Origin of the sequence: Micromonospora sp. DT63 (assembly GCF_049841615.1) — a bacterium.
Taxonomy (GTDB): domain Bacteria; phylum Actinomycetota; class Actinomycetes; order Mycobacteriales; family Micromonosporaceae; genus Micromonospora.
In genome coordinates, this window is the sequence record NZ_JBNCKQ010000014.1 from 87,524 (window position 1) to 110,884 (window position 23,361).

The 23,361-nt window shown below is 69.3% G+C and carries 21 protein-coding genes; 6 read left to right on the plus strand and 15 right to left on the minus strand.

The window, feature by feature from the left end:
• Nucleotides 1–17: 17 nt before the first annotated feature.
• Nucleotides 18–1,343, minus strand: coding sequence for an FAD-dependent oxidoreductase (locus tag ACLQ27_RS31540; protein WP_357495367.1), 1,326 nt, complete (start codon nucleotides 1,341–1,343; stop codon nucleotides 18–20).
• A gap of 218 nt (nucleotides 1,344–1,561) precedes the next feature.
• On the opposite strand from ACLQ27_RS31540, the gene ACLQ27_RS31545 reads away from it, so the two are divergent.
• Nucleotides 1,562–2,722 carry an epoxide hydrolase family protein gene (locus ACLQ27_RS31545; protein ID WP_357495369.1) on the plus strand — a complete coding sequence of 387 codons (1,161 nt, stop codon included), beginning with the start codon at nucleotides 1,562–1,564 and terminating at the stop codon, nucleotides 2,720–2,722.
• A gap of 69 nt (nucleotides 2,723–2,791) precedes the next feature.
• On the opposite strand, the gene ACLQ27_RS31550 is transcribed toward ACLQ27_RS31545, so the two are convergent.
• The 4 genes from ACLQ27_RS31550 to ACLQ27_RS31565 form a co-directional block, all read right to left on the minus strand.
• Nucleotides 2,792–3,325: a copper resistance CopC family protein gene (locus ACLQ27_RS31550; protein ID WP_357495371.1), complete on the minus strand. Its 534-nt coding sequence runs from the start codon at nucleotides 3,323–3,325 to the stop codon at nucleotides 2,792–2,794.
• Nucleotides 3,326–3,327: 2 nt separating this feature from the next.
• The gene (locus tag ACLQ27_RS31555) at nucleotides 3,328–3,885 is read right to left on the minus strand and encodes a hypothetical protein (RefSeq protein ID WP_234582933.1); all 558 of its coding nucleotides are present in this window, start codon (nucleotides 3,883–3,885) and stop codon (nucleotides 3,328–3,330) included.
• 109 nt (nucleotides 3,886–3,994) lie between these two features.
• A complete protein-coding gene (locus ACLQ27_RS31560; protein ID WP_425870164.1) occupies nucleotides 3,995–5,110 on the minus strand; it encodes a carboxymuconolactone decarboxylase family protein in 1,116 nt (371 codons plus the stop codon).
• A 127-nt stretch (nucleotides 5,111–5,237) separates the two neighbouring features.
• Nucleotides 5,238–6,050: a helix-turn-helix domain-containing protein gene (locus ACLQ27_RS31565; RefSeq protein WP_425870166.1), complete on the minus strand. Its 813-nt coding sequence runs from the start codon at nucleotides 6,048–6,050 to the stop codon at nucleotides 5,238–5,240.
• Between the two features lie 914 nt (nucleotides 6,051–6,964).
• Here ACLQ27_RS31565 and ACLQ27_RS31570 point away from each other — a divergent pair.
• Nucleotides 6,965–7,630, plus strand: a complete 666-nt coding sequence (locus ACLQ27_RS31570) for a MerR family transcriptional regulator (RefSeq protein WP_234582936.1) — start codon at nucleotides 6,965–6,967, stop codon at nucleotides 7,628–7,630.
• 172 nt (nucleotides 7,631–7,802) lie between these two features.
• On the opposite strand, the gene ACLQ27_RS31575 is transcribed toward ACLQ27_RS31570, so the two are convergent.
• Nucleotides 7,803–8,225, minus strand: coding sequence for an SgcJ/EcaC family oxidoreductase (locus ACLQ27_RS31575; RefSeq protein ID WP_425870168.1), 423 nt, complete (start codon nucleotides 8,223–8,225; stop codon nucleotides 7,803–7,805).
• A gap of 206 nt (nucleotides 8,226–8,431) precedes the next feature.
• Entirely contained in the window at nucleotides 8,432–9,613 is a 1,182-nt protein-coding gene (locus ACLQ27_RS31580; RefSeq protein ID WP_234582939.1) for an acyl-CoA dehydrogenase, read from the minus strand.
• A gap of 248 nt (nucleotides 9,614–9,861) precedes the next feature.
• Between ACLQ27_RS31580 and ACLQ27_RS31585 the strand changes: the two genes are divergently transcribed.
• Nucleotides 9,862–10,602 (plus strand): SDR family oxidoreductase, encoded by a 741-nt coding sequence (locus ACLQ27_RS31585; protein ID WP_425870170.1) that lies wholly within the window; start codon nucleotides 9,862–9,864, stop codon nucleotides 10,600–10,602.
• 87 nt (nucleotides 10,603–10,689) lie between these two features.
• Here the strand turns inward: ACLQ27_RS31585 and ACLQ27_RS31590 are convergent, their stop codons facing one another.
• Complete coding sequence (locus ACLQ27_RS31590; RefSeq protein ID WP_357495382.1) at nucleotides 10,690–11,928, minus strand: cytochrome P450 family protein; 1,239 nt, start codon at nucleotides 11,926–11,928, stop codon at nucleotides 10,690–10,692.
• A 235-nt stretch (nucleotides 11,929–12,163) separates the two neighbouring features.
• Between ACLQ27_RS31590 and ACLQ27_RS31595 the strand changes: the two genes are divergently transcribed.
• From ACLQ27_RS31595 to ACLQ27_RS31605, 3 genes are all read left to right on the plus strand, one after another.
• Nucleotides 12,164–12,922, plus strand: a complete 759-nt coding sequence (locus ACLQ27_RS31595) for an LLM class F420-dependent oxidoreductase (protein WP_234582943.1) — start codon at nucleotides 12,164–12,166, stop codon at nucleotides 12,920–12,922.
• Between the two features lie 114 nt (nucleotides 12,923–13,036).
• A complete protein-coding gene (locus ACLQ27_RS31600; protein WP_234582944.1) occupies nucleotides 13,037–13,393 on the plus strand; it encodes a YciI family protein in 357 nt (118 codons plus the stop codon).
• 1 nt (nucleotide 13,394) lies between these two features.
• Entirely contained in the window at nucleotides 13,395–14,642 is a 1,248-nt protein-coding gene (locus ACLQ27_RS31605; RefSeq protein WP_234582946.1) for an RNA polymerase sigma factor, read from the plus strand.
• Here the strand turns inward: ACLQ27_RS31605 and ACLQ27_RS31610 are convergent.
• The 7 genes from ACLQ27_RS31610 to ACLQ27_RS31640 all read right to left on the minus strand — a co-directional run.
• A complete protein-coding gene (locus tag ACLQ27_RS31610) occupies nucleotides 14,605–15,426 on the minus strand; it encodes a PIG-L deacetylase family protein (protein ID WP_425870173.1) in 822 nt (273 codons plus the stop codon). The two genes, ACLQ27_RS31605 and ACLQ27_RS31610, sit on opposite strands and share 38 nt — an antisense overlap.
• Nucleotides 15,423–16,700 (minus strand): glycosyltransferase, encoded by a 1,278-nt coding sequence (locus ACLQ27_RS31615; protein WP_425870175.1) that lies wholly within the window; start codon nucleotides 16,698–16,700, stop codon nucleotides 15,423–15,425. Before ACLQ27_RS31615 ends, ACLQ27_RS31610 begins: the two co-directional genes overlap by 4 nt.
• Nucleotides 16,701–16,748: 48 nt before the next feature.
• Nucleotides 16,749–17,984, minus strand: coding sequence for a glycosyltransferase (locus ACLQ27_RS31620; RefSeq protein ID WP_357495389.1), 1,236 nt, complete (start codon nucleotides 17,982–17,984; stop codon nucleotides 16,749–16,751).
• A gap of 23 nt (nucleotides 17,985–18,007) precedes the next feature.
• Nucleotides 18,008–19,780 carry an ABC transporter ATP-binding protein gene (locus ACLQ27_RS31625; RefSeq protein ID WP_425870187.1) on the minus strand — a complete coding sequence of 591 codons (1,773 nt, stop codon included), beginning with the start codon at nucleotides 19,778–19,780 and terminating at the stop codon, nucleotides 18,008–18,010.
• 5 nt (nucleotides 19,781–19,785) lie between these two features.
• Nucleotides 19,786–21,606, minus strand: coding sequence for an ABC transporter ATP-binding protein (locus ACLQ27_RS31630; RefSeq protein WP_425870177.1), 1,821 nt, complete (start codon nucleotides 21,604–21,606; stop codon nucleotides 19,786–19,788).
• A gap of 262 nt (nucleotides 21,607–21,868) precedes the next feature.
• Entirely contained in the window at nucleotides 21,869–22,267 is a 399-nt protein-coding gene (locus ACLQ27_RS31635; protein ID WP_357495393.1) for a VOC family protein, read from the minus strand.
• A gap of 95 nt (nucleotides 22,268–22,362) precedes the next feature.
• Nucleotides 22,363–23,361, minus strand: a 999-nt coding sequence (locus ACLQ27_RS31640) for a non-reducing end alpha-L-arabinofuranosidase family hydrolase (protein ID WP_425870179.1), incomplete at its 5' end; no start/stop codon positions are given.

Sequence of the window (23,361 nt, forward strand, 5' to 3'; positions counted from 1 at the left end):
TCGATGACTGGAGCGGGTCAGCGCCGCGAGCGCAGCACGCGGGAGATGATTGCGGGGCGCATGAGCGCCTGCGGCGGGTCGACCAGGCCGGCGGAGCGCAGGAAGGCAGTCGTCAGCACGCCGTCGTGAGCCGCTGCCGCCTGCAGGCGGGGGATGTACAGATTGCCCATCCGTACCTTTGCCGTCCGTCGGCCCACGACACCGGGGAAGCCGAGGTCGGCTCCGGCCGACATGTCCCAGGGCGCGTCGATGAGCCGGGACAGGTCCCGGAAGAAGGCCCGCGGCGCGGGCGGACCGGAAAGCACGTGTTCACCGAGCAATCGGGCGGACATCGCCGCCACCGTCATGCCCTGGCCGTAGACGGGGTTGAAGACGCACGCGGCGTCACCGAGGACGATCAGCCCATCCGGCGTCCGCGCCAGCCGCTCGTAGCGTCGGCGGATGCTCGCCGGGAACCGGAAAGTGGCCGCCGGTCCCATCGGTTCGGCGTCGCGGACCGCCTTGTAGATCTCCGGTACGGGCAGGGACTGCACATAGGACAGGAAGCCCTCGTGGTCGGTCGGCGGCCGGTCGCCCAGGATGCCGGTCAGCGAGATGGCGTACCGGTCGGGCATCCGGGCGAAGATCGCGCCGCGCGGCTGCGCCGGGGTGGCGACCGGGAGCAGGGCGATGTCCTCGCCGATCGGGTCGAACGACAGCGGGCCGTGAAAGTCCATCGTGGTGTATGTCAGGTCCATCTTGACCCGCTCTTCCGGCACCCGCTGGTAGCCCAGCTCCTCCAGCCAGAGCGGCGTCCGCGAGCCGCGCCCGGTGGTGTCGACGACCAGGTCCGCGTCGAGGACTTCCTCGGGTGCGCCCAGCTCCCGCCCCTGCACGCGGACGCCGACTATCCGCTGCCGGTCTGGCGACGCGACCAGGCCCACGATGTCGGTGTGGTCCCGATAGGTGACGTTGCCCAGGGCCCGGACCCGGGCGCGTACGCGCGACTCGAGCAGTGGCCGTCCACTCGCGACACAGACCAGCCCGGTCTCGGCCTTACGGATCATCTGGCCGTTGAAGTACCAGCTGAGACTGGTGCCGAAGTCGCCGATCGGCACCCCACCGGCCACCAGTTCGTCGGTGAAACCCGGGAACAGCTCATCCAGGATCTGCTGGCCGCGGGCGAGCAGAGCGTGGATGTGGTGACCCTGCGGCGCCGCCTGGCGGGGCTCCACCGGCCCGAAGAGATCGTCGCGGTCAACGACGGTGACCCGCTCGCAGGCCGGGGACAAGACCCGGGCCGCCAGTGATCCGGCGACGCTGCCGCCGAGGACCACCGCATGCGCAATCGGCGGAACGCCCATTATCGTCAGCCTCCTGGATTGGGATAAGAATCAATTCTTTCCAGTTATCGTATCGACCGGATGCATCATTTCTTCTTCCAGAATGCTCAGTCCGGAAAGGGATTCCACAAACCTTTCCGGCGTACCTTCACATCGCTAACATGGTCCGCGGACGCCGCCGCGATGTTCCTTGTCGCGAGGAATAGCGTTCCGTTCCCTCATCGAGTGAGGATTGCCGCATGAAACCGTTCCGGATCGACATTCCGCAGGCCGACGTGGACGACCTGCGCCGCCGTCTCGCCGACACGCGCTGGCCTGCCGACTCGCCCGCCGAGGACTGGAGCCGGGGCGTGCCGGCGACCTACCTGCGCGAATTGGTGGAGTACTGGCGAACCGGCTACGACTGGCGTGCCGCCGAGACCCGGCTCAACTCCTTTCCGCAGTTCACCACCGAGGTCGGCGGCACCACAGTGCACTTTCTGCACGTGCGCTCCCCCGAGCCGGACGCCACTCCCATGATCATCACGCACGGATGGCCCGGTTCGTTCGCCGAGTTCACCGACATCATCGGGCCGCTCACCGATCCGCGCGCCCACGGCGGCGACCCCGCGACCGCCTGCCACCTGGTCATTCCCACCATTCCGGGCTTCGGGTTCTCCGGGCCCCCCAGCGGTCCGGGCTGGACCATGCCGCGGGTCGCCGCCGCCTGGGCTGAGCTGATGGCCGGCCTGGGCTACGAGCGGTACGTCGTCCAGGGCGGCGACTTCGGCGCCTGGATCAGCCTGGTGTTGGCGGGCCTCGACCACGAGCACGTCATCGGCGCGCACGTGAACTTCCTGCCGACGCCGCCCTCGGGCGACCCCGCCGACCTGGCCGGGCTGACCGAGGTCGAGGGGGGCCGGCTGGGGCTGTTGATGAACTACGTCGACGACCAGTCCGGGTACATGAAGATCCAGGCCACCCGACCGCAGACGCTGGCGTACGCCCTGAACGACTCGCCGGTGGGCCAGCTCGCCTGGATCGTCGAGAAGCTGCACGAGTGGAGTGACTCGACCAAGGCCCCCGAAGAGGCGATCGACCGCGACCGGATCCTCACCAACGTGATGCTGTACTGGCTGACCGGCGCCGGCGCGTCGTCTGCCCACTTCTACTACGACAATGCCGAGCTGCTGCCCATCGCCAAGACTCCCCCGCCGCCCCCGCCGCCCCTGCCGGTGCCCCTGGGCGTGGCGATCTTCCCCCGCGACCCCGGGCAGCCCGTCCGGCGCTTCGCCGAGCGGGGCTTCACGAACATCGTCCAGTGGACCGAGTTCGAGCGGGGTGGCCACTTCGCCGCCATGGAGCAGCCGGACCTGCTGGTCGGTGACCTGCGCTCGTTCGTGGCGACCCTGCGGAGCTGAACCGCACGACGAAGGCCCCGGATGTCTCGGCATCCGGGGCCTTCGCCATGCGGCTCGTCGACGGCGGCGCTACCGCGGAGGTACGCGGCGCGGCGCTGGTCGGCGGACGAGCAGGACCGCCAGGACGACGACAGTGGCGAAGTTGAGCAAAAGAAGTACCGCGCTGAGCGGGTCGACGCCGTGCTCGTGCGCCGCGTGGATGTCGGCGGGCGCGGCGCCGGACGCCTGGGTGCCGACGGCGAAGCGGATGACGCCGCTGGTCTGCCCGCCGGCGACGCCGATGACGTGGTACACGACCGTGTAGGTGCCGTTGGCCGGGATCCGGACGGGCACGCGCAGGACGTCGCCCGGCCCGGCTGTCACCGCACCGGAGTCCACCCGCCGCCCCGCGCTGTCGACCACCGAGAGGTGTGACAGCGCGGGGTCGGCAGCCGCCGACAGGTTCAGTCGTGCCTCGCCCGGTGCCGTCGTCAGGCTCTGCGCGTCAGCGGGCGAGCTGCCCATGAGGCGTACCGCCGGAGCGCGGTAGGTGACCGCGACGAGCCAACCCAGTGGCAGCAGGACCAGCACGGCGGCGATGAGCAGGCGGGTCCGACGGGACACCGTCAGGCCGCTACGACGCTCGGGTGCGCCTGCGTCTGCACGCAGTTGCAGTGCGTCTGCTCCAGTTCCCGATCGTTCGGGCGCAGGTGCAGATACATTCCGATGATCATCGGCAGGAACACGACCGAGTTGTAGAACAGGTGCAGTTCGACCCGCGGATAGATCAGTTGCAGGACGCTGGTCGGCACCGCCGCGCCGAAGAAGTTGTGGTGCGTCTGCGCCTGCAACAGCAGCAGGAAGTGCTCGATGTGGTGCCAGAACTGGATCGCCAGGGCGACAGTCCACCAGGTCCGGGCCCGGCCGACGAAGCCGGGGCGGAGCAGGAACAGGCCGACCAACATGACCAGCGCGTACCCGTAGTGCATCCATTCCGAGGTCACCAGCCACGGGAGGAACTGCCCGAGCACGCCGCGGGCCTGGGGACGGGCCCAACCGAGCACCCAGATCTGGTACGCCTGCACCAGGTGCTCGGCCCAGTGCGCGAGCGTGATCACCAGGAATCCGCCGAGCGCTGCCCGGTGATGGGCCTGGTTGAGTGTGCGAACCGGTGCGACCGCCATTCGGTTCTCCTATTCCGGGGGGTTCGATTCACGCGCCGCATCGCCGCAGCACGGGGCCAACGAGAAACGACACTGGTTCTCACCGGCGTTGGCTCTTCGTCCGCGCCTTTCACGACTCGTGAGGCACGACAGCGCCATTGTCACGCCGGGGACGCCCGCCGTTCTTCTCCTCGTGTGCGCTCTGCCGGACACCGATCCGACGGGCTGCGGCGAAGCTGGCCCAGGCGGCCACGTCGACAAGCGTGGCGTCCGCCGGGTGATGGCAGCGGAAGTCCTCGACGACCTCGGGGCCCACCCGGTAGGAGGCGAACGCGGTCAGCAGCGCGAGGCGTGCCGCCGCCCGCTGCGGTGCGGTCAGCGGCTCGATCAGCTCCTCGCACCAGCGGGTACTGAGGCCGGCATCCTCCCCGGCCCACTCGTCGAGCCGGGTCAGCACGAGGCTGCGGACCTCGGGGTCGAGCGAGCGCTGCCCGGCGACCTCGAAGACCCGGTAGGAGCGCGCCACCGCGTCTGCGATGCGCGGGCTGCCCGAGGCCCAGCCGACGTCCGAGGTCGGCGGCGCGGCGTCGAGCAGGCGGGTGGCGCGGCCGGCGACGTGCTGTCCTCGCAGGGTCGGCCGGAGCACCCGGCCGAGCCCCTGATTGAGCCGGCGCCGCGCGCGCGGGCCGAGACCCTGTGGCAGCAGCGAGTTGGCGAGAAAGACGTTGACCACGCGGCTCAGGTAGTGGAAGCCCACCACTACCCCGACCAGCTCCGCGCGCTCCACTTCGGACACGTCCGATGGCAGCGGCGGACCGTCGGCACGGTGTGCGCCGCGCGCCCACTCCACGACGCGTCGTACGCGGATGTCGGCGATCTCGTCCGGCCGATCCGCAGCGATCGCCTCGGCATCGCGCTCGTCGGAGAGTTCGAAGAGGCCCGCCACGTGCAGATCGGCACAGTAGGGACAGGTGTTGGCCACCGACACCGTGGCCGCGACCGCTTCCTTGACCGCGCGGTCCACCGCGCCGGCCGGCAACAGCGGCTCCCGGGTGAGGGCCCAGTAGGCCGCCAGGACGTCGTCGGACGGCGAGTGCAACAACGCCGGCGGCACCACGATCTGGAATTCCTCGGCGACCTGGCGATACACCGCCGCGACGAGTCCGCGCGCCGTCGCGGCGGGCACGACGGTGAGGAATCTGACGTGCTTCTGAGCGACCGAGGAAGCAACCCGTCTCGCGACCATCAGAACCTCCCGCGTCAGATTCGCCGATTGCTCTCGCCGTCTGTCGGCCCGCCGGTGCCCGCGCGCCTCGCGCATCGGAGCATCCACCGCCGAGCCTGGTGGCCTCCCGCCCCGCGGGGCGACGCCCTCAGGCGGCCGCGCCCACCCGGCCCCGCACCGCGGCAGTACCGCCGTGCTGGGCCTGACTCAGCGCGTACTTGCGCGCGTCGAGCAGGGCGAGCAGCACCGGCGGATCCAGTGCACTGCTACGCCGCAGCACCATGCTCGCGGTGACCTTCGAGTCGGCACGGACGGTGATCGGACCGTACGTCGCCACCGACACGGCACGATCGGCCACGTCGGCGCGCTGCTCGGCACCGTCCGCACCGGCGGACACCGCCTGGGCCAACAGGTACCAGGAGCCCAGAGGAACCGCGTCGAAGTGGACCGAGCCGGGTTGCTGCAGAACGGCGCACCGCGCCGGCCGTCCCTCCGGAATACGGCCGCTGAACAGACCGACGAAAATAAGCGGATGGTCATGCTCCTCGGCGAGACGGACCTGGCATGACACTTGGCCGCTCGGCGATCGCCCGGAGCGCCACTCAAAGTGCGGGTGGATAGACTGCGTGTAGCCGGCATGTCGACGGAACGCAGTGGGCGACATACCGACGCTACGGCTGAACCGCCAACTGAACGTACCGACGCTGTTGTACCCCACGCGGACGCTGATGTCGGCGACGTTCATCGAGGTGGTGATGAGCAGGTCCTTCGCCCGCTGGAGGCGCAGCGCCGAGAGGAAGCGGGCCGGCGACACACCGGTCACCCGCCGGAAGATGCGAGTGAAGTGGAATTTACTGAACATTGCGGCGCGAGCCATGTCATCGACAGTTAACTGTTCACCCATGCGGTCGTGCATCGCCGCGACTGCGCGCAGCACCGCTTGCTCAGAAACGTCTTTCATGACACTCCCCCAGGTGCTGTTCCGCTGAACTATTCAACTCGTGGCAGTCAGATATCTGCGCGCCTACCTGACAATTGAATATAAAAGCCGGAACAGTGCGGTCATTGACGCCGATGATCTCTCGACTTATGGCAACACTAACCGACAGCACGTCGGCAATCAACCCTGGGTGAGCGTGCGACGCAATCGTGAAGAAGCGGCAGATATTGGCGCTACTGGATATAGATAGCGTCTATCGCCGATACATGCACACGCTGCGACCGAGGCGGCCCAGACCTGCCCAGCCGGCCGCGATCCGCCGACGGATGACTGGAACTGATCATCATTGGCACTGCTCGCAGCGCACGCGGTCGGTCTTCGGCAGCTGGCGGTGACGGACGCTGGCCGGCTGCCAGCAGGCCGGTCCGGCCCCTGCCGCCATCGGTCAACTTCCCCGACGATACCCGCCGACGACACAAGCCGGAAACGTGATCAGCATGCCGATGAACCCTCAGTTACGTGCCGCAGGCAGGGCTTTCATGGTGGACAGTTCTATTTGTGCAGTCAACCGCGACAACGGGCGTGGCTCGCGGACGCGGTCGCCCTCATCCGTTCACGGCCTGTGACGGACGTGATTGGCTGGCCGCCTTTGGTTACTAACAGTGTTTGTGTGGCAATTAAGGGTTGCCGAAGTATCTCCGAGTCTCCTAGTCTCCTATCGGACGGCGCGACCATCAGCCATCTCGATTGCGCATCCGGCACCACGCTCGGAAGGAGCGGATCACCCGTGCTTCTCGGTCCGCACCAGCCCAGGACAGCCACGACGACCTCCGCCGGCAGCGACGCCGCAACGACCGCGTTATTTCCGCGGCGCAGCCACAGCTCGCCGAGCGTCGCGATCCATGGGCCTGAAACGTTGATCACGGGGAGCCACGATGCGAATATCTGACCTGAGCCGGCAGTCCGGGGTGCCGGTCGGGACGATCAAGTTCTACCTGCGCGAGCGCCTGCTCCCACCCGGCGAACCCACGGGGCGCAACCAGGCACTTTACAACAAGAATCACCTGCGACGCCTTCGGCTGATCAAGATATTCACCTCCATCGGTGAACTCGACCTCACGTCGGTGCGACGGCTCCTGATCGCCGCCGAGGAGGAGCACCTGTCGTCGATCGAGCTGTTCGAGGTGCTCAACCAGGTGTCGATGGCGGGCAAGGACACCGCCGTCGAGGAGGACGAGAGCCTCGAGCTCGCCCGGGTCGACGCGAACCGCATCATCGAGGCGTCCGGCTGGGAGATCGACCCGGACGCCGCCGCCCGCTCACACCTCACCCTCGCGCTCGCCGCGATGCGGCGCCTGGGCTGCGACTGCGATCCGGACTTTCTCGACGTCTACCGAGAGGCGGCTGACCGGCTCGCCCGGCACGAGGTAAGTCGGATCGAGAACGACCGCACGGCGCGCATCGAGGCCCTCGCCCGCAACGTTCTGCTGCACCAGGCGTTCGCGGCGATGCGCCAGCTCGGGCAGCAGCATCACCTGTCCCGGCGATTCGGCCTCGTGCCGGCCAACCAGGGCACGGCCGACGACGTTGAGCGCTCCTGACACCCCGAAGCTGAGGCGCACGGGTCGACCAGACCGGGACGGGCCGCGAGGGGGCCGGCGCCCGCCCGATCACCCGACGCGGTCAGCCGCGGCAGAGCACAGTGACTGTGCCTGTGCCGCCGCCGCTGACGCGTGAGGGCCGGCCAGATGGCCGGCCCTCGGAACTGGCTACTCAGGCTGGGTCACGCGGGCAGTTCTGGTAGACCGAGAGCACCCAGTCGTCGTCCCGCTTGACGAGGATCCACGAGGCCCGGATGGCGTCCGCAGCGGCCAGTTCGGTGCTGCCGGCCGCGATCACCCCGCCGACGGTCACCAGCGCGACCGCGCCGGGCCCGAGGGGCTTGAGCTCGATCGGCTTCCCGGTGACTGTCGTGCCGGCGTACACGCCCTGGTAGGCGTCCGCCATGTAGTCGCGAATGGCCGTGCGGCCCTTGACGTACACGCCCGGCAGGATGAGCGTGCCGTCCTCGACGAACAGGTCGGCAAAGGCGTCGGCGTCGTGTGCCGCCCAGGCCTTCACCATCCGGGCCGAGACCGCGCCGATCGCCGCCTGGTCCGATCCGTCCAGGACCGGAGCCGTCGTGTTGGTGGTCATCTGCTACCCACTTCCGTCGGTTGTCCATTGATGGCAACTGATGACCATCGTGGCCGGCTCCACGCGGTCCTGGCGTCTTCCAGCGTGCGCCGGGTCGGCAGGGCGCAACGTCCGAGAAGTGCCGGCGGCCAGGCCGGAAGCACCCGGATACAGGCGCGCGGATGCCCACCGACGTATCGGTGGACATCCGCGAGCTGGTGGAGCGGTCAGATGAAGAACGTGTTGGGCTCCAGGCCGCACAGCACCCGGCCGTAGAGCTCCATGGTGGTCGTCGGCAGATGCAGGGCGTGCAGGGTGACCGCGCGGACGTCGCGCCGGATCCGCTGGATCGGCTCGCTCGTGTAGATGGACGACGCGCCACAGGCGCCGGCCAGGATGTCGACAGCCTCGGCGGTCAGCTGCGGCACACGACCGGCCACGGCGCGGGCGTACGCGCGATCGCGGATCGTCCACGGCTCCCGGGTCAGACCGCGCTCGTCCACCAGCGTGGCGAGCCTGCGCGCGTGCCCCTCGGCTTCGTCGATCTTGAGGGCGGCGTCGGCCGCCTGCAGGTGCGTGATCGGCGCGTCCGCCTGACGCTCGTAGTTGGTGTTGGAGATGGGCCGCTCGTTGATCCGGGCGTAGAACTGCTCCTGGGCGGCACGAGCCATGCCGATCATCTTGCCGGAGGTCGACGCCGCTACCGCCGCGACCAGCGGCGACTGGAACATCGGCAGGTCCCGGTTGCGCTCGGACGCGTACTCGCCGGCGGTGAACGCGGCGATCCGCATGACGTTGGCGCCGGGCACGAAGACATCCTCCGCGACGGCCCGGACGCTGCCGGTGCCGGACAGCGCGGAGACGTGCCAGTCGTCCACGATGCGCAACGCGCTCATCGGCACCACGGCCATCACCGGCTCGGGCTCGCCGTCGGACGGGATGAGCAGAGTGGAGAGCAGCTTCCACCCGCTGTGCGCGGCGCCACTGTTGAACGCCCACTCACCGTTGACCACGATGCCGCCGTCCTTGGGGACGCCGGTGCCGTTGAGCGCCAGCGTCCCACTGATCCGGGCGTCCGGGTCCGCGAAGATCTCGTCCTGCACCTCGTCCGGGAACAGGCCGACGTTCCACGAGGTGATCCACCAGGCGGCGACGTCGAACGCCGCGGCGCCGTCGCCGCGACCCAACTCGATGCCGACGTCCAGCAGCGTGTGGGCGTCCGCCTCGTACCCGCCGAAACGCGCCGCGGTACGCATCCGGAAGATTCCGGCAGCCGTCATCGCCTCGACGCTCTCGTCGGCGAGCCGGCGGTTCTCCTCCTGCCACAACGAATTCTTCCGGAGCACCGGGACGATGTCGGCCGCCCTCTTCGTCAGATCGGTTCGGTGTGACGTCTCGGTTGTCTGCACGGGGTCTCCTCCTGGTACGGCCCCATCGCACCCCCGCCGGGAAGCGGATGGCGCAAATGGGCGGCTGCATGAAGCGCTGAAGGTCGTTGCCGGGAATTCAGGAAGTCACGTTAACCCCTGGGCGCCGGCCGGAAAAGACAAATCAGAGCGTCGTGCGGAACCGCGCATTCTGAAAGAAGATCGGGCTCGACCAGGATCGTAGCTTTACGGTGACCAATTGACCGACGGCATCATGAATGGTGGGCGAGATGAGTTACTGGTCCGATCGGAAGGTGCTCGTGGTCGGCGCGAGCCGTGGCCTCGGCCGCGGGGTGACCGAGGCGTTCCTGGGGGCGGGCGCGACGGTGACCGCCCTGTCGCGGGACACCGCACCGCTGGCCGCCCTGGCCGACGCGCACGGCGCCCTGAGCCTGGTCGACGCGGACGCCACCGACCCGGCCAGTCTCGACGTGCTCCGCCGGAACCCGCCGGACGTCCTCGCCCTGGTGGCCGGCGCCGCACCCGAGCTGCTGCCGCTGGCCGAGCAGACCTGGGAGACGTTCTCCACCCCCTGGAACACCGACGTGCGCATCGCGTTCCTCTGGCTGCGGCAGGTGTTGCGCCAGCCCCTGGCGCCCGGCAGCCGGGTCATCGTGACCAGCAGCGGCGCCGCGCTGAAGGGCTCCGTGCTCAGCGGCGGCTACGCCGGAGGCAAGGCGACCGTACGCTTCCTGGCCGACTACGCGGCCCAGGAGGCCACCCGCGCCGGGCTGGGCATCACGTTCCACACGGTGCTGCCGCAGCTCACTCCCGAGACCGGCCTCGGTCGGGCGGCTGTCGACGCGTACGCCGAGCGCGCCGGCGTCCCGCCCGAGACGTTCGTCGAGCCCATGCGTCCGGTGCTGACGCCGGAGGCGGCGGGTGCGGCCTTCCTGCGGCTCGGCGGCGACCCGGACCCGTCCGGCACCGTGCACCTGCTGACCGGCGCCGGCCTGGCGCGACTGCCCTGAGCCCGCGAAACCGCTTCGGAGCACCAGACGTACGCATGGCGGTGGCCACCATCGTGGTGGCCACCGCCATGACGGTCGGCACGGGGCTCAGGCGACCGCGGGGACCGCGGCGGTGAGGTACATCGGCACCCGGTCGTAGCCGTTCATGATGAACGAGCCCTGCGGAGGCAGTTCCTCGCGCGGCACGGCCAGGGTCAGGTCGGGAAAGCGCTCGAAGAGGGCCGGCAGGGCCACCATCGACTGCATCGTGGCCAGCGGCCGTCCCAGGCAGTAGTGCTCGCCGTGCCCGAAGGACAGGTTCGTCTTGTCCGCCCGGGTGATGTCGAAGTCGTTGGCGGTGTCGCCGTGCAGCGCCGGGTCCCGGCCGATCCCGGCGTACGCGATCAGGACCAGGTCGCCCTTGGCGATGTGGACGCCGGCGACGTCGATGTCCTCCTTCGCGTAGCGGAAGGGCAGCTGGGCGACGGCGGCGTCCTTGCGGACGGCCTCGTCGAAGGCGTCCATCCAGGTGTACTGCCCGGTGCGGATCAGCTCCAGCTGGTCGCGGTGGGTGCTCAGGTCGATGATGCAGTGGGCCAGCACGTTGCTCAACGTCTCCGAGCCCGCGCCGAGCAGGACGTGCAGGCTCCCGATGAGCTCCTCGTTGGAGAGCGTCTCGCCGTCCTCGGTGGCGGCGATCAGGACGCTGGTGAGGTCGTCCCCCGGGTCCTGACGGCGGCGGGCGGCGAGCTTGGACATGGCGTCGTGCCACTGGTCGAGGTTCGCCGCCGCCATCTCGCCGGTGTGGTTGGTCAGGCTGTTCTGCTTGGTGCCCTTGAGCGCCTCCTCCCGCACCTCCTCCGGCACGCCGAAGAGGTCGCAGATGAGTGTGGCGGTCAGCGCGTACGTGAACTGGCCCTTGATGTCGACGGTCTCACCCGGTCGGGTGCTGGCCTCCATGTCGTCCAGCAGCCGCTGCACGATCGACTCGACGCGGGGGCGGGCCTTCTCGACCTCGCGCGGCGTGAAGGCGTGCGACACCAGCTTGCGCAGCCGGTCGTGGTCGGCGCCGTCCCGGACGGTCAGGTTGTCCATCGCCACCCAGGTGATGAGCTCCCAGTCGTGCGGCACCTCGCCGCGCACGAACGGGGGCCAGTCCTCCTTCGCGTTCTTGGAGAGCTGGTCACCGGCGAGCAGCTTCTTGCCAATGTCGTACGTCGTGACGCACCAGGCGTGGTAGCCGCCGGGAACCTCGACGAGGGTGACCGGGCCCTCGGCGCGGATCCGGGCAGCCTCGGCATGAATGTCACGTCCCTCAGGATCGAGCATGATCGGGCATTTACCCATCGCGGGCCTCCATGGTTCGGTGCACGGCACCGGGCAGGAATCCGGTGGTGCGAAGAGCGGAATCTGCCGCTGAACCTAATGACCTCCCCGGCTCCATATTTCTTCTCAATTGCCGAGCGCGGAAATCCACTCCGCGTGTGCCTTCATGGCGTCGGAACAGCAATTTTGAAGAGGTTTTGCGGGGTCGTGGCGGGCATCCTCGACTCGATAACGCGTAAATCCAGAGGAGACGGTCATGGCTCGATTCAAGGTCGGGGTGCTCTTCAAGCCACAGCACTGCGAGATGGCCCAGCTACGCGAGGGTTGGCGTGCGGCGGAGGAGCTCGGTGTGGACACCGTCTGGACCTGGGACCACTTCTATCCGCTCTACGGCGACCCGGACGGCGCGAACTACGAGTGCTGGACCACGCTGGCCGCGCTCGCCGCCGACACCCGGCGCGTCCGGTTCGGCTCGCTCGTGACGTGCAACAGCTACCGCAACCCCGACCTGCTCGCGGCCATGGCGGGCACCGTCGACCAGATCAGCGACGGTCGCGTGATCCTGGGTCTGGGCGCCGGCTGGTTCGAGCGGGACTACACCGAGTTCGGCTACCGGTTCGGCAGCGCCGGCGAGCGGCTGCGGGCGCTGGAGGACGGCGTGCGGACCGTGCGGTCCCGCCTCGCGGCGCTGGTCCCGACGGCGGCACGGGTGCCGCTGCTGATCGGCGGTGGCGGCGAGAAGGTGACCCTGCGCATCGTGGCCCGGTACGCGGACATGTGGAACGACTTCGGTTCGGCCGAGCGCTTCGCCCACAAGAGCGCAGTCCTCGACCGCTGGTGCGCCGAGCAGGGCCGCGACCCCGCCGAGATCGAGCGCACCACGATGATCGAGACGGCTGAGGTGGACGAGGTCGACGCCTACCTCAAGGCCGGCGCCACCCACGTCATCCTCGGCCTGGACACCCCGTTCGACCTCGAGCCCCTGGACCGCCTGCTCGCACACGCGATGGACTGAACCCCGGTAGGCGCGACCCAGATTTTCGGCGCTGCTGTCGATCTACCGCCCGCGCGACCCGTCGTAATGTAGAGGCCACCACCGTGGGGGCCGGCACACGACAGGACCTGAGACATGGCCAAGTACATGATCCTCATCTACGGCGACCCCCAGCAGTGGGACGCGATGACCGACGAGCAGTGGAAGGCGCACGACGCGGCGCACGAGGCGTTCGCCGCCAAGGCCGGCACGCAGATCATCGACGGCCAGCAGCTGGAGCTGACGGCCACGGCCACCACGCTGCGCTCGGACCCGGCAGGTCAGATCCAGACGACCGACGGTCCGTTCCTGGAGACCAAGGAAGCACTCGGCGGCTACTACCTGATCGAGGCGACCGACCTGGACGAGGTTCTGTCGATGGCGACGCTGCTACCCGAGGTGCACGCTTCGCACAGTGGTGTGGAGATCCGCCCGGTGGTCGACCACGGCTGACGTGGCCGATCCACGGACGAAAGACGAGGTCGTCGCGGCGGTCGCCCAGGCGCACCGCCGCGACTGGGCCCAGGTGTTCAGCACCACGGCCCATCTGACCCGCGACCTCGACCTCGCCGAGGAGTGCACGCAGGACGCGTTCGCACAGGCCCTGGAGACCTGGACGGAGACCGGCGTCCCCGATCGACCGGGCGCCTGGTTGACCACCATCGCGCGCAACCGGGCCCGCGACGTCCTGCGCCGCGAGTCCGTGTTCCGTCGCAAGATGCCGCTGCTCGTCGCCGACGAGACCACTCCCGGGCCCGAGGACGGCCTGGTCGACGACCGGCTGCGCCTCATCTTCACCTGCTCGCACCCCGCCCTGGCCCGGGAGGCGCAGGTCGCCCTGACGCTGCGCCTGGTCTGCGGGCTCTCCACCCCCGAGGTGGCGCGCGCGTTCCTGGTGCAGCCGGCGACCATGGCAGCCCGGATCACCCGGGCCAAGAAGAAGATCGCGGCGGCCCGCATTCCATACCGCGTGCCCGGCCCGGACCAGCTCGAGGAGCGGGTCAGCGCCGTCCTCGAGGTCGTCCACCTGATCTTCACCACCGGGCACACGGCACCGCTGGGCGCCCAGTTGGTTCGGCAGGATCTGGTGGAGAGCGCGATCAGCCTGGCCCGCATGCTGCATCTGCTCATGCCGACCAACGCCGAGATCAGCGCGCTTCTCGCGCTGCTGCTACTCAACGCCTCGCGCCAGGACACCCGCATGTCCGCGGACGGGCGCCTGGTGCTGCTGTCGGAGCAGGATCGCTCGCGCTGGGACCGGCAGCTCATCGCCGAGGGCCGGTCGTTGGTGGCCGACGCGCTACGCCGGCGGCCCCCCACGCGGTACGCCCTGGAGGCCGCGATAGCCGCAGTGCACGCCGAGGCACCGAGCTGGAGGGAGACCGACTGGGCCCAGATCGTGCGGCTCTACGACGCCCTGTTCCGGCTCTGGCCCTCGCCCGTGGTCGATCTCAACCGTGCCGTCGCGGTCGGGCTGCGCGACGGCCCCCGGGCCGGGCTCGACGCGCTGAACCCCCTGCTCGCCGACCCGGCCCTGGCCACGTACGGCTACCTCAGTGCCGCCCGGGCCGACTTCCTCCGCCAACTGGGGCGGTGGTCGCAGGCCCGGACGGCGTACGAGGAGGCGCTGACCCTCACCGACAACGACGTCGAGCGCGCGTTCCTCAGCGAGCGCTTGACCGAAGTGGAGCGGAATCTGTGACCGCCAGCACCTCTCGGACGGTCTCGTAGAATCCGTCGACCCCGTACTGGCCGCGGCGGTTCGCGCAGTCGTCGGCGTACTGCTCGCTCATGGTCTGGCCACCGCTCTCCAGCATCGCGATCTGGCTCGCGTAGGCACCTACCGCGCGGAGCTTGCGAGCCCAGTCGGTGTCACTGACCGCGACGGCCACCGGCTCCGCCACCCGCACGCCCGCCGGCAGCGGCGGCATCACGTTGACCCCCGGCCACGCGAGGTAGGGGAAGTCGTCCCAGAGCGACAGCGGTGAGCCCGTCCTGGCCACCGCGGCGAGGACGGAGTCGCGGGTACGCCGGTGGTCGACGTGATTGCCGACGGCCGCGCACGTGACGACCCGGTCGGCCGAGAACTCCCCGATCACCCGCTCGATGTCGGCGGCTACGGCGGCGACCAGGTCGTCCTCGTCGTCGGCGTGGTGGTCCATCGGGTTCTCGTCGTCGATCACCCATCCGCCCTGCGCGTTCCTGCGGTAGATCGAGTCGAGGAACGGGCCGCACAGGTACGGCGGGTCAATGCCGAGCGCGGCGAGGGCCGCGTCGTTCTCGTCGCGCCGCGCCGCCACGGGATCACCGACGATCGCCCACTGGTCGTGGAAGGTGGTCGCGATCGGTGAGTACGGCGGCGTGGGACTGCCGGCGAACACCGTGTAGACGACGACGTGTTCGCCGGCGTCGGCCAACTGGACGAGGTGGCCGCCGTAGGACAGCACCGCGTCATCGAGATGCGGTGACACGACAAGGGTTGTCATGCGGCTCTCCCTTCGAAGTGGATTTCCGGCGAATGTGCGGGCGAGGTGACCGGGCTGGCGTACGAGATCGTCCGCCGGCCGATCCGGCCGGCCTCGGCCAGGATCTCTGGGCCCCAGGTGGCCCAGAGGCCCGCCATCCGGGAGGTGATGACGACAGTGCCGGCGCTGTCGTCGCTCAGCGTCGTCGCCAGCCCGAGAGCGTGGTAGCCGCTGTGGTCACCCGAGCGCACGGCGCGTTCGAGGAGTTCGTGATCGAAGTCGACGACTGTCGCGCCGGTCAGCGACGCGGGCAGCTCGCCGCCGCACCCGATGATGGTGACCGCCTCACCGTCGGGCACGTCCATCAGGGCGTCGGCGATCTCGTCGGAGACGCTCAGACCCCGCGCCCGCTGCTGCCAGTCGAGGAGCTCCAGGTACATCGGCTCCCACTGCCAGAACTCCCCCTTCTCCACCATCACGGCCAGACCCATCTCGACAGCGGGCTCGGGGAACTTGCTCAGGAACAACCGCATGTTGGCGAACAGCTCGTCGAAGTTGGCCTTGTGGTCGCGGTCGTGCGGCGCGACGACCGCCCACGCCTCCGTCGCGAGCTCGATCGTCAGGCCGGCGCGGTGCAGCCGGAATCCCAGCTCCATGTCCTCGCCGCCCCAGCCCTGGAATCGTTCCTCGAACGCGCCGACCCGGCGGAAGTCGTCCATCCGGATCGAACAGTTTCCGGTCCAGAAGGCCTGCCAGGGAATCGACCGTTTCCTCAGGTCCATGTCGCAGCCGACGAAGTAGGGCTGACGGACGTCCTGGAACTCCGGTAGGTGGCGGTAGCGCTCCACCACCAGCTCGGGCGGCAGCTGGGCGAGAAGTTCGTCCACCCCCACCATCGGCACGTCGGGGTTGTAGCCGTAGCTGGGCCCCACCACGGCCCGCCGCGACTCGCCGCCCCCGTGGGCGGCCAGGTGCGCGGCGAGGAAATCCGGACCCACCATCGAGCCGGTGTCGAGGATGACCAGCAGTGCGCCGACCGCCATCCGGGCCGCGCCGTTCCGGGCGGACGCGACCCGGAACCCCCGGTCCTCCTGGTGGAAGTACTTGATGTGCAACAGGTCGGCGTAGGACCGCACCACCTCCGCGGTGTGATCGGTGGACCCGTCATCGCCGACGATCACCTCGAAGTCGTCGGTGGGAATCGTCTGCCGGGCGAGCTGCCGGAGGGTCTCCGACAGCAGGTCAGCTGAGTTGTAGGTCGCGATGATGACGGATGCCCGCCGCCGGTGGCCCATGGTTCTCCTTCGCATGGTCGGTTCAGCCGTTCGAAGTGGCCTACGTGTTCACGAGGTCGCCGGGCCGGCGTACGAGATGGTGCGCCTGCCGATCCGGTCGGCCTCGGCCAGGATCTCCGCACTCCAGGTGCCCCAGAGGCCGGCCATCCGGGAGGTGATGATGACCGTGTCGACGCTGTCGTCGGCCAGCAGCGTGTGCAGCCCGACGGCGTGGTAGCCGCTGTGGTCCCCCGACCGCACGGCACGGTCGAGGAGCTGGTCATCGAAGTCGACGAGGACCGCGCTGGTAAGCGTCGCGGGCAGCTCGGCGCCGCATCCGACGATGGCTACCGACTCATCGTCCGGCACGTCCGCCAGGGCCTTGGCTATCTCGTCGGCGACGCTCAGGCCGCCGGCCTGCTGCTGCCAGTCGAGAAGCTCACGGTACGTCTGCTCCCAGTGCCAGAACTCCCCCTTGTCGATCATCACGCCCAGGCCCATCTCGACAATCGGCTCCGGGAACTTGCTCAGGAACATCCGCATGTTCACGAAGAGCGCGTCGAAGTTGGCCTTGTGGTCGCGCTCGTGCGGCGCCACCACCACCCATGCCTCCGGCGCGACCTCGATCGTCAGGCCGGCGCGCAGCAGCCGAAGCGCCAGCTCCATGTCCTCGCCGCCCCAGCCCTCGAACTTCTCCTCGAAGCCACCGACCCGGCGGAAGTCGTCGGTCCGCACCGACGCGTTCAACGTCCAGAAGGCCTGCCAGGCCACCAACCTCCTGCTCAGGTCCATCTCGCAGTCGGTCAAGTAGGACTGGCGGACGTCCTGGAATTCGGGAAGGTCGCGGAACCGCTCCACAGCCGTCTCCGGGAGCATCTGCGCGAGAAGCTCGTCCACCCGCGCCGTCGGCACCTCGGGGTTGTAGCCGTAGCTGAGGCCGATCACCGCCCGCCGCGACTCGCCGCCCTCGTGGGCGGCCAGGTGCGCGGCGAGGAAATCCGGACCCACCATCGAGCCGGTGTCGAGAGTGATGAGCAGCGCGCCGGCGGCGAGCCGGGCCGCGGCGTTGCGCGCGGCGGCGGCCCGGAATCCCCGGTCCTCCTGGAAGACGTACTTGACCTGGAGTTTGTCGGCGAAGGACCGCACCACCTCGGCGGTGTTGTCGCTCGACCCGTCGTCGCCGACGATCACCTCGAACTCGTTGGTGGGGATGGTCTGCCGGACGAGGTAGCGCAGTGTGTCGGCCAGCAGGTCGGCCGAGTTGTAGGTCGCGATGATGACGGATACCCGGATCCGGTGGCCCATGGTTCTCTCCTCGCGTGGTCGTGTCAGCGGTATGCCTTGGCCTGGATGGCGAACATCTCGGCGTAGGAGCCGCCGGCGCGCATCAGGGTGTCGTGGTCTCCGACCTCGAGCAGTTGCCCGTCGCCGACCACGATGATCTTGTCTGCCATCCGTGCCGTGGAGAAGCGGTGCGAGATCAACACCGTGACGGCGCCGGTCTGCGCGCTGGTACGCCTCGCGTGTTCCGCGTAGCGCTCGAACAGCTCGTGTTCGGCCTGCGGATCGAGGGCCGACGTGGGTTCGTCGAGCAGCAGCAGCATCGGGTTGTCGCGCATGAGCGCCCGACCCAGGGCGAGCTTCTGCCACTGGCCGCCGGACAGCTCGGTGCCCTCGGCGTACGACGTGCCGAGCTGGGTGGACAAGCCGTCCGGCAGGGCACGCATGACGTCGGTGGAGTGGGCCTTCACCAACGCCTCGTTGACCGCGGCCTCGTCCGACACCCGCGCCACGTCACCGACACCTATCGCCTCGAGCGCCCGGATCTCGTACCGCACGAAGTCCTGGAAGCCTGCGGCCATCCGCTCACGCCACCTGTCGACGGGCAGCCGTCGAAGGTCGACACCGTCGATGAGGATCCGGCCGGCCGTGGGCTGGTAGAAGCCACACAGCAGCTTGACGAGTGTCGTCTTGCCGGCGCCGTTCTCACCGACGATCGCCACCGTGCTGCCGGCGGCCAACGTCAGGTTGACGTCACGCAGCGACGGCCGATCGGCGCTCGGGTAGCTGAAGCTCACGTTCTCGAAGGCGATCCCGGTGACCAGCCGGTCCGGGACGGGCTGGTCGGCCAGGGACCCGGCGCCGGCGACCGCGTCGCGCAGCCGATCCAGCCGCAGATAGGTGTTGGCGAGGCGTTGCAGTTGCTGCAACTGCGTTACGGCGCCGGTCACCTGCTGGTTGACCTGGGTGGCCAGCACGATGACCAGGACCACCTCGCCGACGCTCTGCTGCCCGGCTATCGCGTTACGGACGACGAGCAACACCGCTCCGACGTACGCGAGACCGAAGACGACCTGACCCGCCGCCCGTAGCGCCATGGCCTTCAGGTGAGCGCCGTAGAGACCACGGGTGGCGGTTCGCCACAAGCTCGCGTACCGCTGCCGTAGTTCCTTCTCCACGCCGAACACCCGCAGCTCGCCGGCGTAGCGGGCGCTGGTCGTGGCCTGGAAGAGGTTGAGCGCGACACGGGTCGGCTCGGCGACCGCCGTCTTGGCCCGCTCCAGGGCGCTCTCGGCCAGCCGGCCGGTGAACAACGGCACGGCAGCGGCCACCGGGAGCAACAACAGCAACGGGCTCTGCCACGCCAGGATCGCCGCGCCCAGGACGACCGACAGCACCATCGTCGCCGCCTGGAACAGCGACTCCATGCTGCTGCGGAACTGCCCGCTGTCCTGGACCAGGACGGTGAGCTCGTCGGCCTGCTCCGGGCGCTCGTGATGGCCGATCCCCGCAGATCCGTTGGAGACCGCCAGCAGCTCCCGGTGCAGGTCCAGCTCGATGAGTTCGGACAGCTCGAAGTACGCGACCATGGCGAACTGGCCGGAGGACTGCGCCAGGATGGCGAGCAGGGCCACCACCCCGCCCCACACGGCGGCCTCGGTCGCGTCCCCGCCGATGACCGCGTCGGTCATCGCGCCGAGCGCTACGGCGAGCAGGGCCGCCGACGCGGCAAGGGCCAGCATGAGGAAGGTGGCGACCACCGTCTTGCGCGCGTCGATCCGCCACGCCGCGGACAGCAGCCTGCTGACGCCTGCGAACATCTCGCTCACAGCAGCACCTCGTCCCGGTCCGGGTCGCTGTTGTCGGCGAAGCGGTTGGCCTGCAACCTGAACAGCTCGGCGTAGCGCCCGTTGCGGGCCAGCAACTCGTCGTGCGAGCCCTCCTCGCTGACCCGGCCGTCGTGCAGCACCACGATCTTGTCGGCATGCCGCACCGTCGAGAAACGATGGGAGATCAGCAGCGTGGTGGCGCCCTGGGTGAGCCCCGCGAACTGATCGAAGAACTGCGCCTCGGCGCGTACGTCGAGGCTCGCTGTCGGTTCGTCGAGCACCACGACCGACGCGCCGTGCCGCAGCGCGAACAGGGCCCGCGCCAGCGCCAGCCGCTGCCACTGACCGCCCGACAGCTCGGCCCCGCCGGTGACATGTGTGGCCAGCGGCGTGTCCAGGCCGCGGGGCAGCGAGTTCACCACCTCGGTCAGGCCCATCGCCGCCACGGCCTCCCGGACGCCGTCCCGATCGTCAGCCGAGCCCACCGCGCCGAACGCCACGTTGTCCGCGGCGGAGAACTCGTAGCGCAGGTAGTCCTGGAAGATCACGGCCAGCCGGGCCCGCCACTGCGACAGCTCGAACGTGCGGATGTCGACGCCGTCGAGACGTACGGCCCCGCGGTCGGGCTCGTAGAGTCGTGCAAGCAGCTTCACCAGCGTCGTCTTGCCCGCGCCGTTGAGCCCGACGATCGCGGTGCAGCTGCCGACGGGGATTCGCAGGTCCAGTCCGTCGAGCACTGGCAGGTCCTGACCCGGATAGTGGAACGACACGTCATCGAAGTGGATCTCACTGACCGGCTCGGGCGCCGGGCTCCCGGAGCCGGCCGGCTCCAGCACTGTGTGCCTGTCGATGTGGTCGGCGAACCGTCGCACCGCCCGGTGGGTCTCGGTGCCGATCGCGGTCTCCAGGTCGGCCTCCGGGTAGAACACCGACAGCCGGATGGCACCAAGCGCCGCCTGCATGATCAGGACGAACTCGGTGAGCGTGAGCGTGTTGATCGCGGTGGCGCCGATCGTCGCGAAGATCGCCCCGCAGGCGAGCAGGCTGAACCCGGTGGACCACACGCCGGGCCACAGGTAGACCCGCCGCCGCGCCGCCCACAGCGGCGCGAACCATGCGCGGTAGGACGCCCGCATCTCGCCGTCCATCCAGTTCGCCAGCCCGAAGACCCGGATCTCCTTGCCCGCCGGCGGCTGCACGGCCAGGTTGCGGACGTACTCCACCTTGTTCTGCTGGGGCATGAGGCTGAACCGGGCGTGGGCGTAGCGCCGCAGCCCGCCGCGCTGCACGTTGCGGAACCACAGGACTGTCACGGCCACCGCCACTGCCGCCCACCAGGAGTAGACGACGCCGATGATGGCCGTAAAACCGACCAGTTGGCCGTACCGCGCGATCAGGGCGAGAGTGCCGGCGCAGGCGCTGCCCGGCCCCCACATCTGCAGGCCGTGCTCCAGCTCGCGGGCGGCGTAGCGCAGGTCGGCGAGGACCGACTGGTCCTCCATCGGCCCGACCCCGGTGCTGCGCGTCGACGCCCGCATCACGTCGTCCACCACGGTGCCGTCGATCCGCCGCGCCAGCAGCTCACCCAGCGAGAGCTGGGCCGGCGCCAACACCTGCTGCAACACGAAGATGCCGGCCGCTGCCGCGAAGACCGGCACCAGCTCCCGCCACGCCGTCGAGTCGAGACCGCCGTCCACGGCCCCCGGCACCTTGCCCAACACCACACTGGACGTGACGACGAACGCGATCGGCAGTGCGGCGAGGAACAGGTTGAGCAGGAGGAGCGCGCCGAGGAGACCGAAGCCCGCTCTGGGCATGAGGCGGAGGATGCTCGCACGCGCGGATATCAGGCCCCACAGGCTGCTGCGCATGTCCATCGATCTCCCTACTCGACCGCCGGTGCTGTCACTGGTTCGACGAACATCGAGCGGCCGAGATCGACACGGGGACCGAATTCCATCACGGAAGATGGCCGGAGCGGCCGGCCCCGGGACAACGCGGCACGGTTGAAGAAGTCTCGCCGTGTTCCGGCCCGTCAGAGTTCAGCCGGGCCCGTTCCCGCGCGGCGGCACCCAGCGGTCAGACGTCCGCTTCGATGGCGAAGGTGTTGCCGTCCGGGTCCTGGAACCACGCGATACGACCACCGCCGGCCCGCTCGGTGATCCCCTTCCGGTCGTGTTCGATCTGCTCGTAGCGGGCGAACTCGACGCCGGACGAGGACAGCTCGTCGACGATCTCGTCGATGTCGTCGACGTACCACGTCGCCAGCGTCGCAGGGGTCTTCCCGGCGGTGACCGACTGGTACACGTTGAGGGCGGGACCGCCACCGGAGGCGTAGATGCGGCTACCGTCGGCGATGGTGGCGCTGGGCGCGGACCACAGCGGTACCAGCCCCAGCTTGCCCTCGTAGAACTCGACGGCCCGCGCGATGTCGGAAACGGCGACCGATGTTCGCAGATGGTGTGCGTTCAGTGGCATGACCCACCCTGGCACGGACGGACGGCCCTGGCACGTGACGCGGGGCGGGTTCGGCGTGGTGCCGAACCCGCCCCGGGTCGTGGGGTGGTGCAGGGTCAGCGTTGCAGGGTGAGCAGGCCCGGTCGGTACGGCAGCAGGCCGTAGTCGACACCGTTGGAGGACGGAGATCGGCCCTGGTAGAGCAGTTGCAGGTTGCAGGGGTCGACGGTGAAGGTCTGGTCGGCGCTGGTGCGGATCAGCTCGCCGTGGCTGATGTCGTTGGTCCAGGTGGCGCCGCTGTTGGCTTTGCCGGCGAAGGGGTTGCTCTCGGTGGCGGCCTGGGGGGTCCAGGTGCCGCCGAGGCTGGTGGCGGTGAAGGAGCGGAAGTAGCGGCCCTGCGAGCCGATGGCCTCGACGAGCATGAGGTAGCGGTTCTGGTTTTGGAGCTTGTAGACCTGCACGGCTTCGAACAGGTTGTTCGTGGAGTCGCTCATGATGGTGGTGTAGGTGCTGCCGAAGTTGCCGGGGAAGTTACCGATCGGCATGCTGGCGCGGTAGATCTTGCCGTTGTCGCCGGCGAAGAACAGGTACATGGTGGTGCTGTCGGCGATGAGGGTCTGGTCGATGGGGCCGGTGCCCGAGCCGGAGATGCTGCCGGTGAACAGGGTCTGCGCCGCGGACCAGCCGTTGGGGTTGGTCGGGTCGGTGGAGGTGCGGTAGGAGAACGCGGCGCCGCCCCACTGGTAGGCCAGGACCCAGATGTTGCGGGGCGCGAAGTAGAACAGGGTCGGCGCGACGGTGCCGCTGTTCATCGTGTTCTGACTGGCCGAGGCCATGTCCGACCAGTTGGTGAACAAGCCGAAGTTCATCGAACCCCACGACGAGCCGAAGTCGTGGGTGGTCGCGTAGACCAACTGCCGGCCGTTGTACGGGGCGACGGTGAAGTCCTTGAGCGACACCCAGCCCGACTTGGGCTGCGCCAACGCGCCGGTCGACGACCACCGGTACGACGACGGCAGATCACACGTGCCGCCCGGCGGCGGCGTGGTGGGCGGCGGCGTGGTCGGGTTGCCCCCGCCGTCGACGCGCACGAGCTGCCACTGCTGGTTGGTGCC

Excerpts from the sequence above, each read along its gene's own strand:
- ACLQ27_RS31540 (WP_357495367.1), bottom strand. The coding sequence starts at position 1,343 with ATGGGCGTTCCGCCGATTGCGCATGCGGTGGTCCTCGGCGGCAGCGTC.
- ACLQ27_RS31545 (WP_357495369.1), top strand. The coding sequence starts at position 1,562 with ATGAAACCGTTCCGGATCGACATTCCGCAGGCCGACGTGGACGACCTG.
- ACLQ27_RS31555 (WP_234582933.1), bottom strand. The coding sequence starts at position 3,885 with ATGGCGGTCGCACCGGTTCGCACACTCAACCAGGCCCATCACCGGGCA.
- ACLQ27_RS31560 (WP_425870164.1), bottom strand. The coding sequence starts at position 5,110 with ATGGTCGCGAGACGGGTTGCTTCCTCGGTCGCTCAGAAGCACGTCAGA.
- ACLQ27_RS31565 (WP_425870166.1), bottom strand. The coding sequence starts at position 6,050 with ATGAAAGACGTTTCTGAGCAAGCGGTGCTGCGCGCAGTCGCGGCGATG.
- ACLQ27_RS31570 (WP_234582936.1), top strand. The coding sequence starts at position 6,965 with ATGCGAATATCTGACCTGAGCCGGCAGTCCGGGGTGCCGGTCGGGACG.
- ACLQ27_RS31575 (WP_425870168.1), bottom strand. The coding sequence starts at position 8,225 with ATGACCACCAACACGACGGCTCCGGTCCTGGACGGATCGGACCAGGCG.
- ACLQ27_RS31585 (WP_425870170.1), top strand. The coding sequence starts at position 9,862 with ATGAGTTACTGGTCCGATCGGAAGGTGCTCGTGGTCGGCGCGAGCCGT.
- ACLQ27_RS31590 (WP_357495382.1), bottom strand. The coding sequence starts at position 11,928 with ATGGGTAAATGCCCGATCATGCTCGATCCTGAGGGACGTGACATTCAT.
- ACLQ27_RS31595 (WP_234582943.1), top strand. The coding sequence starts at position 12,164 with ATGGCTCGATTCAAGGTCGGGGTGCTCTTCAAGCCACAGCACTGCGAG.
- ACLQ27_RS31600 (WP_234582944.1), top strand. The coding sequence starts at position 13,037 with ATGGCCAAGTACATGATCCTCATCTACGGCGACCCCCAGCAGTGGGAC.
- ACLQ27_RS31610 (WP_425870173.1), bottom strand. The coding sequence starts at position 15,426 with ATGACAACCCTTGTCGTGTCACCGCATCTCGATGACGCGGTGCTGTCC.
- ACLQ27_RS31615 (WP_425870175.1), bottom strand. The coding sequence starts at position 16,700 with ATGGGCCACCGGCGGCGGGCATCCGTCATCATCGCGACCTACAACTCA.
- ACLQ27_RS31620 (WP_357495389.1), bottom strand. The coding sequence starts at position 17,984 with ATGGGCCACCGGATCCGGGTATCCGTCATCATCGCGACCTACAACTCG.
- ACLQ27_RS31625 (WP_425870187.1), bottom strand. The coding sequence starts at position 19,780 with ATGTTCGCAGGCGTCAGCAGGCTGCTGTCCGCGGCGTGGCGGATCGAC.
- ACLQ27_RS31630 (WP_425870177.1), bottom strand. The coding sequence starts at position 21,606 with ATGCCCAGAGCGGGCTTCGGTCTCCTCGGCGCGCTCCTCCTGCTCAAC.
- ACLQ27_RS31635 (WP_357495393.1), bottom strand. The coding sequence starts at position 22,267 with ATGCCACTGAACGCACACCATCTGCGAACATCGGTCGCCGTTTCCGAC.